This window comes from Ruegeria sp. HKCCA5491 (genome assembly GCF_013034565.1).
In the GTDB taxonomy this organism is placed as follows: domain Bacteria; phylum Pseudomonadota; class Alphaproteobacteria; order Rhodobacterales; family Rhodobacteraceae; genus Ruegeria.
Window position 1 is genome coordinate 328,357 of the sequence record NZ_WQGG01000002.1, and the last position, 14,407, is coordinate 342,763.

Genomic DNA, 14,407 nt, shown 5'->3' on the forward strand with positions numbered 1-14,407 from the left:
CTGTATCAAGTTCGTGTGATTGGCGAACGCGCCCATCGCCAAAGAAATGTCATGAAAACAAAGGGTTTCGGCAATGTGTCCCGCTAGGCGCATACCTGGATTGCAGCCCGGTGGTGGCTGGTTGATTCCCGACCGATTGAACATGGCGCGGCAATGTCTGTCGCAACCGGGTGATCGCGTGGCTATTCGCGACCTGACCGGGGGTACGCAGGACGACGTCACCTTTGACCGCTTGCAGCGAATGGTGGACGGTATCGCGCGCCAACTGATGATATCCGTGCAACGCGGCGACCGGGTGGGCGTACTTCTTAGCCAATCGCCGTGGTGCGCCGCAGCGCATTTGGCGATCTGGAAAATCGGCGCGATCTCGGTTCCGCTATTTAAGCTATTCAAACATGATGCGCTGGCCTCAAGGGTTCGGGATGCAGGTGCGCAGATAGTTTTGACGGATGCAGAAGGCGAGGAACTGTTGGGCGCTTTGGCACACTCTGTGCGGGTTGACCGGATTGCACCGTCTGATGGCGCGGTTTCCTTTGCTGATACGGGCCCCGAGGATCCCGCCGTGCTGATCTATACCTCGGGCACAACCGGAAGCCCCAAGGGGGCGCTGCACGGGCACCGGGTTCTGACGGGGCATCTGCCGGGCGTATCCATAAGCCACAATCACCTACGCGACGGCGATTGCCTTTGGACCCCTGCCGACTGGGCATGGATTGGTGGGTTGTTCGATGCGCTGATGCCCGGTCTGGCGCTGGGCATCCCGGTGGTCGCCGCGCGGCTTGAGAAATTTACCCCAGAAGTCTGCGCTGACGTGATCGCGCGCGGCGGAGTGCGCAACGTGTTCTTTCCCCCCACCGCGTTGCGGATGCTGAAAGCGGCAAGTCAGGCCGTCCCCGGCCTACGCTCGGTCGCGTCGGGCGGCGAGCCACTGGGGGCCGAGATGCTGGCCTGGGGGCAGCAGGCATTCGGCCTGACGATCAACGAATTCTACGGCCAGACCGAATGTAACATGGTCGTGTCGTCCTGCGCCGAAGACTTCCCGGTGCGGCCCGGCTGTATCGGGAAACCGGTGCCGGGGCATGAGGTGGCGGTGATTGATGACATGGGCCAGCCAACGGACAAAGAAGGCAACGTTGCCATCCGGCGCGGCTCGGCCTCGATGTTGCTGGAGTACTGGAACCGGCCCGAGGAGACTGCGCAGAAATTCCGGGGTGACTGGCTGATCACCGGTGATCGTGGCGTGTGGGAGGGCGACTATCTACGGTTCGTGGGGCGAGATGACGACGTGATCACCTCTGCCGGATACCGCATCGGCCCCGCCGAAATCGAGGATTGCCTGCTGACTCACCCTGCGGTGGCGACCGTGGGCGTGGTCGGCAAACCCGACCCGCTGCGGACCGAGATTGTCAAGGCGTATGTCGTGTTGAAACCGGGGGCTGAGACGACGGGCACGGAGTTGCAGGAGTGGGTAAAGGCCCGTCTGGCGCAATATTCCTACCCGCGCGAGGTGGCGTTTCTGGAGGAATTGCCGATGACGGTGACAGGGAAGGTCATTCGGAAGGAATTGAAGCGTCGTGCGAAGTTGGAATTGGAGACAACGTAAATGAAACTCACATCCAAAGCCATGCCCGCCTCTGAGGGCTTCAAGGCAAACCGCACCGCCCATCTGGACGCGCTGGCACAGATCTCCGAAGCCGCCGAAGCGGCCCGCATGGGCGGCGGTGAAAAATCCCGCGCGCGGCATGTGTCTCGGGGCAAGATGCTGCCTCGGCGCAGGGTGGCGAATTTGCTGGACGCAGGGTCTCCGTTTCTGGAGATCGGCGCGACGGCGGCGCATGGGATGTATGGTGACGCCGCGCCTTGTGCCGGGGTGATCGCGGGGATTGGCCGGGTGCAGGGGCGCGAGGTCATGGTGGTGTGCAACGATGCCACTGTGAAGGGCGGTACATACTATCCGATGTCGGTCAAAAAACACCTGAGGGCGCAGGAGATTGCCGAGGAAAACCATCTGCCCTGCATCTATTTGGTCGATAGCGGAGGTGCGAACCTGCCCAATCAGGATGAGGTCTTTCCCGACCGAGACCACTTTGGCCGTATTTTCTATAATCAGGCGCGGATGAGCGCCAAGGGGATTGCTCAGATCGCGGTGGTGATGGGGTCTTGTACGGCGGGTGGGGCCTATGTGCCCGCGATGTCGGATGTGACGATTATCGTCAAGGAACAGGGGACGATCTTTCTGGCCGGACCGCCTCTGGTCAAGGCTGCCACGGGCGAGGTGGTCAGCGCCGAAGACTTGGGCGGCGGCGATGTGCATACGCGCCTGTCCGGTGTAGCGGATTATCTGGCCGAGGATGATGCGCACGCACTGGCTTTGGCGCGCCGGGCCGTGGGGTCGCTGAACCTGCGCAAGCCGCAGACAGTGGATTGGGCCAACCCTGAGGACCCGGCCTATGACCCCGAGGAAATCCTCGGCGTTGTGCCTGCCGATCTGCGCACGCCCTATGACATCCGCGAGGTGGTTGCGCGGCTGGTCGATGGGTCTCGGTTCGATGAGTTCAAGCCTCGGTTCGGTGAGACGCTTGTGACGGGGTTTGCCCATGTCAAAGGCTGCCCGGTGGGGATCATCGCCAACAACGGCGTGCTGTTTTCCGAAGCCGCACAGAAGGGGGCGCATTTTGTCGAACTGTGTTCGCAGCGCAAAACGCCGCTTGTGTTCTTGCAGAACATCACCGGGTTCATGGTCGGTCGGAAATACGAGAATGAGGGCATCGCGCGGCACGGCGCCAAGATGGTGACGGCTGTGGCGACGACCTCGGTGCCCAAGATCACGATGCTGGTGGGCGGCTCGTTCGGCGCGGGAAACTACGGCATGGCGGGTCGCGCCTATCAGCCTCGGTTCCTGTGGACCTGGCCGAACTCGCGCATCTCGGTGATGGGGGGTGAGCAGGCGGCAGGTGTTTTGGCTACTGTCAAACGCGACGGGATCGAGCGGCAGGGCGGCACGTGGTCGGCCGAGGAAGAAGCCGAATTCAAGCGCCCGACGCTGAATATGTTCGAGGAGCAGTCACACCCGCTCTATGCTTCGGCGCGGCTTTGGGATGACGGCATCATCGACCCGCGCAAATCGCGCGATGTGCTGGCCCTGTCGCTAAGCGCCGCCTTGAACGCCCCGATCGAAGAGACACGTTTTGGCGTGTTCAGGATGTGATCATCATGACTTTAAAGGACGTTTTGACTCGTTATCCCGGCGCGCAAACCTTCAAGTTCGGTGACAGCGCGTCGATGAGCGCTGAACTGTTGGGGTTGGTTCGTGCAGGGCGGAAAACAGCAACCTGTGGCGCGTTGCGTGACTATCCCGAAGGCAGCTCAGAGACCCCAGTGGTCGGGCGGCGCGATATTGTTCTGGAGTGGGATGGTCGTCCGGCTTTGGTGATCGAGACGCTTGAGGTTACGGTCAGCCGGTTCTGTGACATGACCGAAGCGTTTGCCTTGGCCGAGGGCGAGAACGAAACGCTTGAAGGATGGCGGGAGGATCACAGTCGATACTTTGAGCGCAACGGTGGATTTGACCCAGAGATGGAATTGCTCTGCGAACGGTTTCGGCTGATCGAAGATTTGGCGTCAGAGGAGTAAGAAATATGTTCAGCAAAATCCTGATTGCCAACCGGGGTGAGATTGCTTGCCGCGTGATGGAAACCGCTCAGAAGTTGGGTGTGGCCTGCGTTGCGGTATATTCCGATGTGGATGCCTCGGCCAAACATGTACAAATGGCGGATGAGGCGGTGCATATCGGCGGTGCGGCACCGGCTGAGAGCTATTTGAAGGGCGACGTGATCGTTCAGGCAGCGCTGGACACCGGCGCGCAGGCGATCCATCCCGGATATGGGTTTTTGTCCGAGAATCCGGATTTCGTGGATTCGGTCGAAGCCGCTGGGTTGACGTTTATCGGGCCTTCTGCGGATGCGATCCGCAAGATGGGTCTCAAGGATGCGGCCAAGGTTTTGATGGAGCAGGCGGGCGTGCCGGTTGTGCCCGGCTATCACGGTGACAATCAGGACCCCGACCATTTGGCCGGTGCGGCGGAAACCATCGGCTATCCCGTGCTGATCAAGGCTGTTGCCGGAGGTGGCGGCAAGGGGATGCGGCTGGTTGAGCAGCCCGAGGATTTTGCGTCGGCCTTGGACAGAGCACGTGGCGAGGCGCGTACAGCCTTTGGTAACGATGCCGTGCTGGTCGAGAAGTTCGTCGCCAAACCGCGCCATATCGAAGTGCAGGTTTTCGGAGATGGCACACACGCCGTGCATCTGTTCGAACGCGATTGCTCCCTGCAACGGCGCCATCAAAAGGTGATCGAGGAAGCGCCTGCGCCCGGTATGACGCCCGAAATGCGCGAGGCGATGGGGCAGGCGGGTGTCAGGGCGGCCGAGGCGATTGGCTATAAGGGTGCAGGCACGGTTGAATTTATCGTCGATGCCTCGGAAGGGCTGCGACCGGATCGGTTCTGGTTCATGGAAATGAACACACGCTTGCAGGTCGAACACCCTGTGACCGAGGCCATTACGGGCGTAGATCTGGTCGAATGGCAATTGCGGGTTGCCTCGGGCGAGACGCTGCCAAAGAAACAAAATGAACTGTCGATCACCGGCCACGCGTTTGAGGCGCGGCTTTACGCCGAAGATGTGCCCAAAGGGTTTTTGCCTGCGACGGGCAAGCTGACTCATCTGAAGTTCCCGACGGCTTGCCGGGCAGATAGCGGCGTTCGGGCGGGCGATACGATCAGCCCTTGGTACGATCCGATGATCGCCAAGGTCATCGTGCACGGGCCAACACGCCAGATTGCGTTGGAGCAACTGCATCGGGCGTTGTCGCGTACCGAAGTTGCCGGGACAGTTACAAACCTCGGGTTTCTGGGGGCGTTGACACGGCATACCGGTTTTGCGGCGGGGGATGTGGATACAGGACTGATCGGGCGGGACTTGGACGCGCTCATCAGGCCCGTCCCAGTTACGGCGTCTACCTGTGTTTCGGCGGCGATGACGGCGTTGGGGCTGGTGGATACGAACGAACAGTGTGGGTTCTCTCTTTGGGCACCCCTGCATCGGGCGGCCCAACTGAAGGCCGAAGACGTGATTGATCTGGATGTTCAGGTCGAAAGGCCGGACCGACAGCTTTGGCGGGTGGGGGACGACTCGGTTCTGGCCGAACGAAAGGCCGGGAAATGGATCGTGGGTGGCAAGCCCATGCCGCGCGTAGCTGTGGCAGGGTCGAGGGTCACTGTTTTCGAAAACTATGGGCAATCGTTCGATATCGTCGATCCTCTGGACCGCGACACTAGTGCCGTTGGCGACACCAACGTGATCGAGGCACCGATGCCGGGATTGGTAAAAGCCATGTTCGCGACAGTGGGGCAAACGGTGCAGGAAGGCGATCGACTGGCCGTTCTGGAAGCCATGAAGATGGAGCATTCCTTGCTGGCAGCACGCGATGGCGTCGTTGCCGAAGTGCTCGCCGAAGCCGGGGGGCAGGTCGAAGCCGGTGCCGCTCTGGTCCGGTTGGAGGAGGAATGATCTGTCCCGTGCGGGCGCAACGTGGCAAGGTCGGGTTCATAGCGGCAATAAGGGAGGGGCGCAGCCATGGGTGATCGGGTTGAAATCTTCGAAGTGGGGCCGCGCGACGGTCTGCAGAATGAAAAGCGGGAAATCCCGGTGGCCGAAAAGGTCGCGTTGATCGATTGTCTGAGCCGGGCCGGGTTCAACCGGATCGAGGTGGCCAGCTTTGTTTCAACCAAGTGGGTGCCACAGATGGCGGGCAGTGCCGAAGTGCTGGCTGGGATTTCCCGTGCCGATGGTGTGCGCTATGCCGCGCTGACACCGAACATGCGCGGGTATGACGACGCGCTTGCGGCCAAGGCGGATGAGATTGCTGTTTTCGCCTCAGCCTCCGAGGGGTTTTCTAAGGCCAACATCAACGCCTCGATTGCGGAATCCATCGAGCGGTTTACCCCAATTCTAGAGGCTGCTCGGCATATTGACCTTCCCGTGCGGGGGTATGTCTCTTGCGTGACGGACTGTCCCTATGATGGCCCGACAGACCCTGAAAAAGTTGCTGAAGTCGCGGATACGCTGTTTGCGCTGGGCTGTTACGAAGTGTCTCTGGGGGATACGGTCGGGCAGGGCACGCCTGATACTGTCGCGCATATGCTTTTGGCGGTGCAAAAGCGGGTGCCCGTCACCAGACTGGCGGGTCATTTTCACGACACCAACGGACGGGCGATCGACAATATAGACGCGGCCCTCGCTTTGGGGGTGCGCACGTTCGATTCCGCGGTTGGCGGTTTGGGGGGGTGTCCATACGCCCTTGGCGCGGCCGGGAATGTGGCGACCGAAACGGTTGTGTCGCACTTACATCGGCTGGGATATGAGACCGGCATCGCCCCCGAGATCGTGGACCAGGCCGCGCAGATGGCGCGCGCCATGCGAGGGGAATAAGTAAGGCCATGTTCGACACCATTTCAATCGCAGTGGACCCGCGCGGCGTCGCGACGCTGACGCTGAACCGTCCGGAAAAACACAATGCGATGTCAGCGCAGATGATATCGGAGCTGACACAGGCCGCAGGGCAGTTAGGGCAGGACGACGCAGTGCGGGTGGTCGTCCTGACAGGCGCGGGCAAAAGCTTCTGCGCCGGAGGCGATTTAAGCTGGATGCAGGATCAAATGGCCGCCGACCCCGAAACGCGCTTTGTTGAAGCGCGTAAGCTGGCCGAAATGTTGCAGGCTTTGAACACGATGCCGAAACCGTTGATCGGCGCCGTTCAGGGCAACGCTTTTGGAGGGGGCGTTGGAATGGCCGCAGTGTGTGACGTGGCAATTGGTGTTCAGTCAGTGAAAATGGGCCTGACAGAAACGAGATTGGGCCTGATCCCGGCGACCATTGGTCCCTATGTTGTTGCACGCATGGGCGAGGCACGGGCGCGGCGCGTATTCATGTCGGCACGTCTTTTTGAAGCGTCCGAGGCTGTGGAACTGGGATTGCTTGCCCGCGCGGTCAATGCCGATGATCTGGCCGGGGCGGTCGAGGCCGAGGTCGAGCCATACCTGTCCTGCGCGCCGGGGGCCGTGGCCTCGGCCAAAGCTTTGGTGCGAATGCTGGGACCGACGATTAACAATACTGTGATCGACGGGACGATCCGGGCGCTGGTGGATCGTTGGGAAACTGAAGAAGCGCAAGAAGGAATCGGCGCGTTTTTTGCCAAAAGAAAACCTGTTTGGAACAGCAAGGTCTGAATTCCAACAGTCACTTATCGCGCAAACAGAACCAACATACTCAATATCCCACGAGGGAAACGGAATATTAGGTGCCTGCGCGCTTCTGTTCGGTTGACCCTCTGATCACGCAGGGATAGAGAATGTCCAGTCAACACGCCAATTGACGGTGCGTCGCTGCGAGCGCTGCACAGGAAAGGAGCTTTACGTGGAAGACCTGTTGCGGGAGTACCTCCCGATTCTGGTGTTTCTGGCCGTTGCCGTTGGCCTTGGAATCGTTCTGATTCTGGCTGCTGTGGTTCTGGCCGTCCGCAATCCAGACCCTGAAAAGGTTAGCGCATATGAATGTGGCTTCAACGCCTTTGATGATGCGCGGATGAAGTTCGACGTTCGGTTCTATCTGGTTTCGATTCTCTTCATCATCTTCGATCTGGAAATTGCTTTCCTGTTCCCCTGGGCCGTCGGTTTCAAAGACATCAGCGATGTTGGGTTCTGGTCCATGATGGTGTTTCTGGGCGTTCTGACCATTGGCTTTGCCTATGAATGGAAGAAAGGGGCCCTGGAATGGGAGTGATGACGGGTGCAAATACCGCAGGCGTCGACAAGGAAGTTGCAACCCAGGCCCTGAATTCTGAATTGCAGGACAAAGGATTTCTGCTGACCTCGACCGAGGACATCATCAACTGGGCTCGCACCGGGTCTTTGCACTGGATGACCTTTGGTCTGGCCTGCTGCGCGGTTGAGATGATGCACACCTCGATGCCGCGCTATGATGCGGAACGGTTTGGCATCGCGCCGCGCGCCTCTCCGCGTCAGTCCGACGTGATGATTGTTGCCGGAACCCTGACCAACAAGATGGCCCCGGCGTTGCGCAAGGTTTATGACCAGATGCCCGAGCCACGCTATGTGATCTCGATGGGGTCCTGCGCGAATGGGGGTGGGTATTATCACTATTCCTACTCTGTTGTGCGGGGCTGTGATCGTATCGTTCCGGTGGATATCTACGTCCCCGGCTGCCCTCCTACCGCCGAGGCTCTGCTTTATGGTCTGATGCAGTTGCAACGGAAGATCCGCCGCACCGGAACCATCGTGCGCTGAGGGAGAGGGAAGATGAGCGAAGCACTCAAAGAACTCGGCGCGCAGTTAGAGCTTAAACGGGCTGATTGTGTTTTGTCCTGGGATGTGACCCATGACGAATTGAACGTCGATGTCGCACCGTCGAGCCTTGTGGAGTTCGTAGAATTCCTGCGGTCTGATCAGAATTGCAAGTTCTCGACCCTTGTAGATATTACGGGCGTCGATTACCCCGAACGCGCCAAGCGGTTCGACGTGGTCTATCACTTCTTGTCGATGTATCAGAACCAGCGCATTCGCTTGCGGGTTTCCATTCGTGAGGAAGACATGGTGCCCTCGATCGCAGATGTTCACCCTTCGGCCAACTGGTTCGAGCGAGAGGTGTTCGACATGTTCGGCATTCTGTTCTCGGGACACCCGGACTTGCGGCGCATTCTGACGGATTATGGTTTCCGCGGCTATCCGCTGCGCAAAGATTTTCCCACCACGGGCTATACCGAAGTGCGGTACGACGAGGCGCAGAAGCGTGTCGTTTACGAACCGGTCAGCCTGGTGCAGGAGTACCGGCAGTTTGACTTCATGAGCCCTTGGGAAGGTGCGAATTATATTCTGCCAGGGGATGAGAAGCAGGAGTAGCCGCCATGTTTGAGTTCCTGATCTGGATTGTTCTGGTGGTGGCGACGGTTGTGCCAATGATCAAGCTGCTGCCGCATTTCGGGATCAACAAGAACTGGGCGTTTGCGTGCATCATCTCTCCGGTCGTGATTGTCCTGCTGTGGATGATGGCGCTGAAGCTGCAAGAGATGGAGCGACGCTGATATGACAGGCGAACTGATTGTTCTGGGCGTGCTGGGTGTGCTGCTTGCAGGGGCCGCAGCGAAGGCGGCCGAGGCCGAAAAGGTCCGGGTTCGGGCCGAAGCGAAGAAGAAACGAGGGCGTTGATGGACGGCTCAAGATACGATGACGGCAGCACGGACGCGCTGAGCGGAGAACAGAAGATCCGCAATTTCAACATTAACTTCGGCCCGCAACACCCTGCGGCGCATGGGGTTCTTCGCCTTGTTCTTGAGCTGGACGGTGAGATTGTTGAACGTTGCGACCCGCATATCGGTCTGCTGCACCGTGGCACCGAAAAGCTGATGGAAAGCCGGACGTATCTGCAAAACCTGCCGTATTTCGACCGTCTGGATTACGTGGCACCGATGAACCAGGAACATGCCTGGTGCTTGGCCATCGAAAAGCTGACCGGGGTCGAGGTACCGCGCCGAGGTTCGCTGATCCGAGTTCTGTATTCTGAGATCGGGCGCATCCTGAACCACTTGCTGAACGTGACGACGCAGGCGATGGATGTTGGCGCCCTGACTCCACCGCTGTGGGGGTTTGAGGAACGCGAAAAGCTGATGGTGTTCTATGAGCGTGCCTGTGGTGCGCGCCTCCACGCCGCCTATTTCCGCCCCGGTGGTGTGCATCAGGACCTGCCGCCAGAACTGCTGGACGATATCGAGGCGTGGAGCCACGAATTCCCCGCCGTTCTGGACGATATTGACGGTCTGCTGACCGAAAACCGCATCTTCAAACAGCGTAACGCCGATATTGGCATCGTGACCGAAGATGACATCCAGAAATACGGCTTCTCCGGCGTAATGGTGCGCGGATCGGGTCTGGCTTGGGATTTGCGCCGCGCGCAGCCCTATGAATGCTATGACGAGTTCGAGTTCCAAATCCCCGTCGGCAAGAATGGTGATTGCTATGACCGCTATTTGGTTCGGATGGAAGAGATGCGCCAGTCGCTGCACATCATCCGTCAGGCCATCGCCAAGATCCGCGAATGCCCGGGCGACGTTCTGGCCCGCGGCAAAATCACCCCGCCGAAACGCTCGGACATGAAGACCTCGATGGAAAGCCTGATCCATCACTTCAAGCTGTACACCGAAGGCTTCCACGTCCCCGCGGGCGAGGTCTATGCCGCCGTCGAAGCCCCTAAGGGCGAGTTCGGCGTCTATCTCGTCGCCGATGGCACCAACAAACCCTATCGCGCCAAACTGCGCGCGCCGGGTTTCCTGCACCTGCAAGCCATGGATCACGTCGCCAAGGGTCACCAACTGGCCGACGTCGCCGCGATTATCGGAACCATGGACGTCGTATTTGGAGAGATTGACCGCTAATGCTCCGCCGTCTTCATCCCGAACAACCCGAAAGCTTTGCCTTCACCGCTGCTAACCAGCAGTGGGCCGAAGCGCAGATCACCAAGTACCCCGAGGGTCGTCAGGCCAGTGCGGTTATTCCGCTGTTGTGGCGCGCGCAAGAGCAAGAGGGTTGGCTGTCCCGTCCGGCGATCGAATCCGTCGCCGACATGTTGGGTATGGCCTATATCCGCGTGCTTGAGGTCGCCTCATTCTACTTCATGTTTCAGTTGCAACCCGTTGGAACAGTTGCGCATATCCAAGTGTGCGGCACGACCTCATGTTTAATCTGCGGGGCCGAAGATCTGATTGCGGTGTGCAAAGAAAAGATTGCTGCCAAGCCGCATGAGTTGTCCGCTGATGGTAAGTTGAGTTGGGAAGAGGTTGAATGCCTCGGATCCTGTGCGAACGCGCCCATGGCGCAGATCGGCAAGGACTATTATGAAGATTTGACGGCCGAAAGCTTTGGCAAGATCATTGACGATTTGGCCGCGGGCAAGGTGCCGGTGCCAGGTCCACAGAACGGTCGTTATGCCGCGGAACCGCTGAAAGGTTTGAGCAGCCTGACCGAGTATGCAACGGACAAGCCCGAGAATAATGCGAGTGTCGAACTGGCTGTTGATCTGGGCGACACGGTCAAACGCATCGACGGGACCGAGGTTCCGATCCTGACCCCGTGGTTGGGTAAGGATGGTAAGGCGGCGGCGACCAAGGCAGCTCCTAAACCTCCGAAAGAGCATGAGGTTGGCAAACCGGCGGCGAAGCAGGCGCAGGAAGCTACGGAAGACAAGCCCGAAACGCTGACGAAGGCGCGCGACGGTAAGGCGGATGATCTGAAAGTGCTGAAGGGCGTTGGGCCGAAGCTGGAAGAAAAGCTGAACGATCTGGGGATCTATCACTACGACCAGATCTCAACCTGGACGGCCGGGAATATTGCCTGGGTGGATACGCAGCTGAAGTTCAAGGGCCGGATCGAACGCGACGGCTGGGTCGAGCAGGCAACCAGCCTTGCCGCGGGGAACGAGGACTAAGATAGGTGCCCACTCGGGGCATCGGGATGAGATGGACAAGGACAAGGAACAGGCCATAGCCCGAAAGGGCCGTCATATCGGCGTCGTCATCGCCGCGACGATGGTGCTGTGGCTTGTCATGTCATTTGTTGGTCCGCAGTTGGGACTGCCGGGCCGCTATGCGTTGCTTTTTGATTTTGCCGCTCTGGCAGGATTCATTTATGCGGGCGTCAACATTTTTCAACTCTGGCGCATGCGTCAGGACAGCTGAAGGTAATACACGATGCTGAAGGATCAGGACCGGATCTTTACCAACATCTACGGGATGCACGAGCGCACATTGCGCGGCGCACAGGCGCGCGGGCATTGGGACGGCACGGCTAGCCTGATCGAGAAGGGCCGCGACTGGATCATCCAGACGATGAAGGATTCCGGCCTGCGTGGTCGTGGCGGTGCGGGCTTTCCCACCGGTCTGAAATGGTCGTTCATGCCCAAGGAAAGCGACGGTCGCCCGGCCTATCTTGTTGTGAACGCGGACGAATCCGAGCCGGGCACCTGCAAGGACCGCGAGATCATGCGTCATGATCCGCATACATTGATCGAAGGCTGCCTAATCGCGTCCTTCGCGATGAATGCGCATACCTGCTATATCTACCTGCGCGGCGAATATATCCGTGAGCGTGAGGCGCTACAGGCTGCGATTGACGAAGCCTATGACGCTGGCTTGTTGGGCAAGAACGCCGCCGGTTCGGGCTGGGATTTTGATCTGTTCCTGCATCACGGCGCAGGCGCGTATATCTGCGGCGAAGAAACCGCCTTGATCGAAAGCCTTGAGGGCAAGAAGGGCATGCCGCGGATGAAGCCTCCGTTCCCGGCGGGTGCGGGGCTGTATGGTTGTCCGACCACGGTGAACAACGTGGAATCCATTGCCGTTGTGCCCACCATCCTGCGCCGGGGCGCGGATTGGTTCGCAGGCTTTGGTCGTCAGAACAATGCGGGCACCAAGCTGTTTGCGATCTCGGGCCATGTGAATAGCCCATGTGTGGTCGAAGAGGCGATGTCGATCTCGTTTGAGGAACTGATCGAGACCCATTGTGGCGGTATTCGCGGCGGCTGGGACAATCTGCTGGCGGTGATCCCCGGTGGCTCGTCCGTTCCTTGCGTGCGCGGTGAAAACATGCGCGATGCGATCATGGATTTCGACTATCTGCGCAACGATTTGGGCTCGGGCCTGGGAACGGCGGCAGTGATCGTGATGGACAATTCCACCGATATCATCAAGGCAATCTGGCGGCTGTCGAAATTCTACAAGCACGAAAGCTGCGGCCAGTGTACGCCATGCCGTGAAGGCACCGGTTGGATGATGCGCGTGATGGATCGACTGGTGCGCGGTGAGGCCGAACTGGAAGAGATCGACATGCTGTTTGACGTGACCAAACAGGTCGAAGGGCACACGATCTGCGCGCTTGGCGATGCTGCGGCTTGGCCCATCCAGGGCCTGATCCGCAATTTCCGGGACGAAATCGAAGACCGTATCAAGGCCCAGAAGTCTGGTCGCCTTGGTGCAATGGCTGCGGAGTAGAACCTATGGAAGTATTTGCAGAATATGGCCATGCGATCGTTTCGCTGATGATCTTCACCCTGGTTGTGTTGTTACTTGCCCCATTCACGGCTTTGGCAAAGCAAGGAAAAGGCTTGGCTCCGGGTTCCACGCCCGAGCAGGACTATGCCGACAAAACCTATCGACTGAACCGAGCGTATCTGAACGGAACTGAGACCCTTCCGGCATATGCGGCTGTGACAATTGCGGCCATACTGATGGCGGTAAGCCCGTTCTGGGTAAATCTGCTGGCCTCGGTCGCGCTTTTGGCGCGATTGGTGATGCTGGTCATTCACATTCAAGGAATTGGCAAACCTAACACAGGCTTGCGGAGCGTTCTTTATGTTCTGGGATGGGCGTGCATGTTCATCATGGGGATTATGGCAATGGTGGCCGCGTTCTGATGTTAAGCGCTGTTCATCATGTCACCGGAAAAACGCGCCGGATGAAAACCTGTGGTCGGGCATTGGTGGTCTGTGCCGCGGCTGCGCTTGTCGCGTCTTGTGGTTTGGTGACCCCATCCTCGGACCGCGTGGTTTTTGACGGTCAATACTTCAGCGCTAAAGCGAAAGTCGTGGACAAAAAAACAGCGCCAACAGATTTCACGGTCGTGGTGAACGGTGTTTCAGCTTCATTGGACGGAGCGCGCGAGGCGGGACGGTACGAAGGCACCAAGTTTTGTATCGCAAAATACGGGTCTTCGCGAATTGACTGGAAGGTCGGACCGGATACCGAACCGCAAAACCTGCGGATCACCGACGACAAACTGACTTTCGCAGGAAAATGCCTTCGTCCATGACACGCAGTTTCGCATATCACGCAGCTATGCGCGCTGAATGCCAGGGGCCGGCAAATCTGCGAGGGTCCGTATTGGGCGCGGCGACGTTGATTGCCGCGATATGCGTGTTTGCGTCGCCGGTGCCGGCTGACGCCAAGCCGCCTTTGCGAGATGTCAAAGAGATCGACAACGAGTTGTACTATATCGCGGTAGCGAACGAGATTTCAGAGGTTTGCCCTTCGATCAGTGGGCGTCGTCTGAAGGCGATTGGCGTGATGTGGGATTTGCGGTCGAAAGCAAACAAGCTGGGGTACTCGGACAAGGAAATCCGGGCCTATGTGGAATCCGATTCTGAGAAAGACAGGATGCGCTCAAAAGGCGAAGCATACCTGGCGCAGAACGGTGTCTCGTATGACAACCCCAAAACTTTCTGCGCATTGGGGCAGAAGGAAATCGAAAGAAACAGCGCCATCGGCGTGTATTTGAGGGCGAACTAGA

At 58.9% G+C, this 14,407-nt stretch carries 18 protein-coding genes; all 18 read left to right on the forward strand.

What is annotated here, in order from left to right; genetic code table 11:
- The first annotated feature begins 73 nt into the window (after window positions 1-73).
- The 18 genes from GOV88_RS05345 (at window position 74) to GOV88_RS05425 (ending at window position 14,406) form a co-directional block, all read left to right on the forward strand.
- Window positions 74-1,603, forward strand: coding sequence for an AMP-binding protein (locus GOV88_RS05345; RefSeq protein WP_171239754.1), 1,530 nt, complete (start codon window positions 74-76; stop codon window positions 1,601-1,603).
- On the forward strand, window positions 1,604-3,208 hold the full coding sequence (locus tag GOV88_RS05350; RefSeq protein ID WP_171239755.1) for a carboxyl transferase domain-containing protein: 1,605 nt from the start codon (window positions 1,604-1,606) through the stop codon (window positions 3,206-3,208).
- Between the two features lie 5 nt (window positions 3,209-3,213).
- Window positions 3,214-3,633, forward strand: a complete 420-nt coding sequence (locus tag GOV88_RS05355) for an ASCH domain-containing protein (protein WP_171239756.1) — start codon at window positions 3,214-3,216, stop codon at window positions 3,631-3,633.
- 5 nt (window positions 3,634-3,638) lie between these two features.
- Window positions 3,639-5,567: an acetyl/propionyl/methylcrotonyl-CoA carboxylase subunit alpha gene (locus GOV88_RS05360; RefSeq protein ID WP_171239757.1), complete on the forward strand. Its 1,929-nt coding sequence runs from the start codon at window positions 3,639-3,641 to the stop codon at window positions 5,565-5,567.
- A 66-nt stretch (window positions 5,568-5,633) separates the two neighbouring features.
- Window positions 5,634-6,488, forward strand: coding sequence for a hydroxymethylglutaryl-CoA lyase (locus GOV88_RS05365; protein WP_171239758.1), 855 nt, complete (start codon window positions 5,634-5,636; stop codon window positions 6,486-6,488).
- A gap of 8 nt (window positions 6,489-6,496) precedes the next feature.
- Window positions 6,497-7,285: a crotonase/enoyl-CoA hydratase family protein gene (locus GOV88_RS05370; RefSeq protein WP_171239759.1), complete on the forward strand. Its 789-nt coding sequence runs from the start codon at window positions 6,497-6,499 to the stop codon at window positions 7,283-7,285.
- Window positions 7,286-7,472: 187 nt separating this feature from the next.
- Complete coding sequence (locus tag GOV88_RS05375; RefSeq protein ID WP_050602775.1) at window positions 7,473-7,838, forward strand: NADH-quinone oxidoreductase subunit A; 366 nt, start codon at window positions 7,473-7,475, stop codon at window positions 7,836-7,838.
- Window positions 7,829-8,362, forward strand: a complete 534-nt coding sequence (locus tag GOV88_RS05380; protein ID WP_171239760.1) for an NADH-quinone oxidoreductase subunit B family protein — start codon at window positions 7,829-7,831, stop codon at window positions 8,360-8,362. The genes GOV88_RS05375 and GOV88_RS05380 overlap by 10 nt, the downstream gene beginning before the upstream one ends.
- A 12-nt stretch (window positions 8,363-8,374) precedes the next feature.
- Window positions 8,375-8,974 carry an NADH-quinone oxidoreductase subunit C gene (locus GOV88_RS05385; RefSeq protein WP_171120776.1) on the forward strand — a complete coding sequence of 200 codons (600 nt, stop codon included), beginning with the start codon at window positions 8,375-8,377 and terminating at the stop codon, window positions 8,972-8,974.
- A 5-nt stretch (window positions 8,975-8,979) separates the two neighbouring features.
- The gene (locus GOV88_RS05390) at window positions 8,980-9,156 is read left to right on the forward strand and encodes a hypothetical protein (protein WP_171120778.1); all 177 of its coding nucleotides are present in this window, start codon (window positions 8,980-8,982) and stop codon (window positions 9,154-9,156) included.
- A gap of 1 nt (window position 9,157) precedes the next feature.
- Complete coding sequence (locus GOV88_RS20600; RefSeq protein ID WP_255431592.1) at window positions 9,158-9,280, forward strand: hypothetical protein; 123 nt, start codon at window positions 9,158-9,160, stop codon at window positions 9,278-9,280.
- On the forward strand, window positions 9,280-10,503 hold the full coding sequence (locus GOV88_RS05395; RefSeq protein ID WP_171120779.1) for an NADH-quinone oxidoreductase subunit D: 1,224 nt from the start codon (window positions 9,280-9,282) through the stop codon (window positions 10,501-10,503). Before GOV88_RS20600 ends, GOV88_RS05395 begins: the two co-directional genes overlap by 1 nt.
- Window positions 10,503-11,552, forward strand: coding sequence for an NADH-quinone oxidoreductase subunit NuoE (nuoE, locus tag GOV88_RS05400; RefSeq protein WP_171239761.1), 1,050 nt, complete (start codon window positions 10,503-10,505; stop codon window positions 11,550-11,552). The genes GOV88_RS05395 and nuoE overlap by 1 nt, the downstream gene beginning before the upstream one ends.
- A gap of 31 nt (window positions 11,553-11,583) precedes the next feature.
- A complete protein-coding gene (locus GOV88_RS05405; protein ID WP_171239762.1) occupies window positions 11,584-11,802 on the forward strand; it encodes a DUF5337 domain-containing protein in 219 nt (72 codons plus the stop codon).
- Window positions 11,803-11,814: 12 nt separating this feature from the next.
- A complete protein-coding gene (gene nuoF / locus GOV88_RS05410; RefSeq protein ID WP_171239763.1) occupies window positions 11,815-13,113 on the forward strand; it encodes an NADH-quinone oxidoreductase subunit NuoF in 1,299 nt (432 codons plus the stop codon).
- Window positions 13,114-13,118: 5 nt separating this feature from the next.
- Window positions 13,119-13,535 (forward strand): MAPEG family protein, encoded by a 417-nt coding sequence (locus GOV88_RS05415; RefSeq protein ID WP_171120786.1) that lies wholly within the window; start codon window positions 13,119-13,121, stop codon window positions 13,533-13,535.
- The gene (locus GOV88_RS05420) at window positions 13,535-13,930 is read left to right on the forward strand and encodes a hypothetical protein (RefSeq protein WP_254449170.1); all 396 of its coding nucleotides are present in this window, start codon (window positions 13,535-13,537) and stop codon (window positions 13,928-13,930) included. The genes GOV88_RS05415 and GOV88_RS05420 overlap by 1 nt, the downstream gene beginning before the upstream one ends.
- Window positions 13,931-13,956: 26 nt before the next feature.
- Window positions 13,957-14,406, forward strand: a complete 450-nt coding sequence (locus tag GOV88_RS05425) for a DUF5333 domain-containing protein (protein WP_171239794.1) — start codon at window positions 13,957-13,959, stop codon at window positions 14,404-14,406.
- Window position 14,407 lies beyond the last annotated feature (1 nt).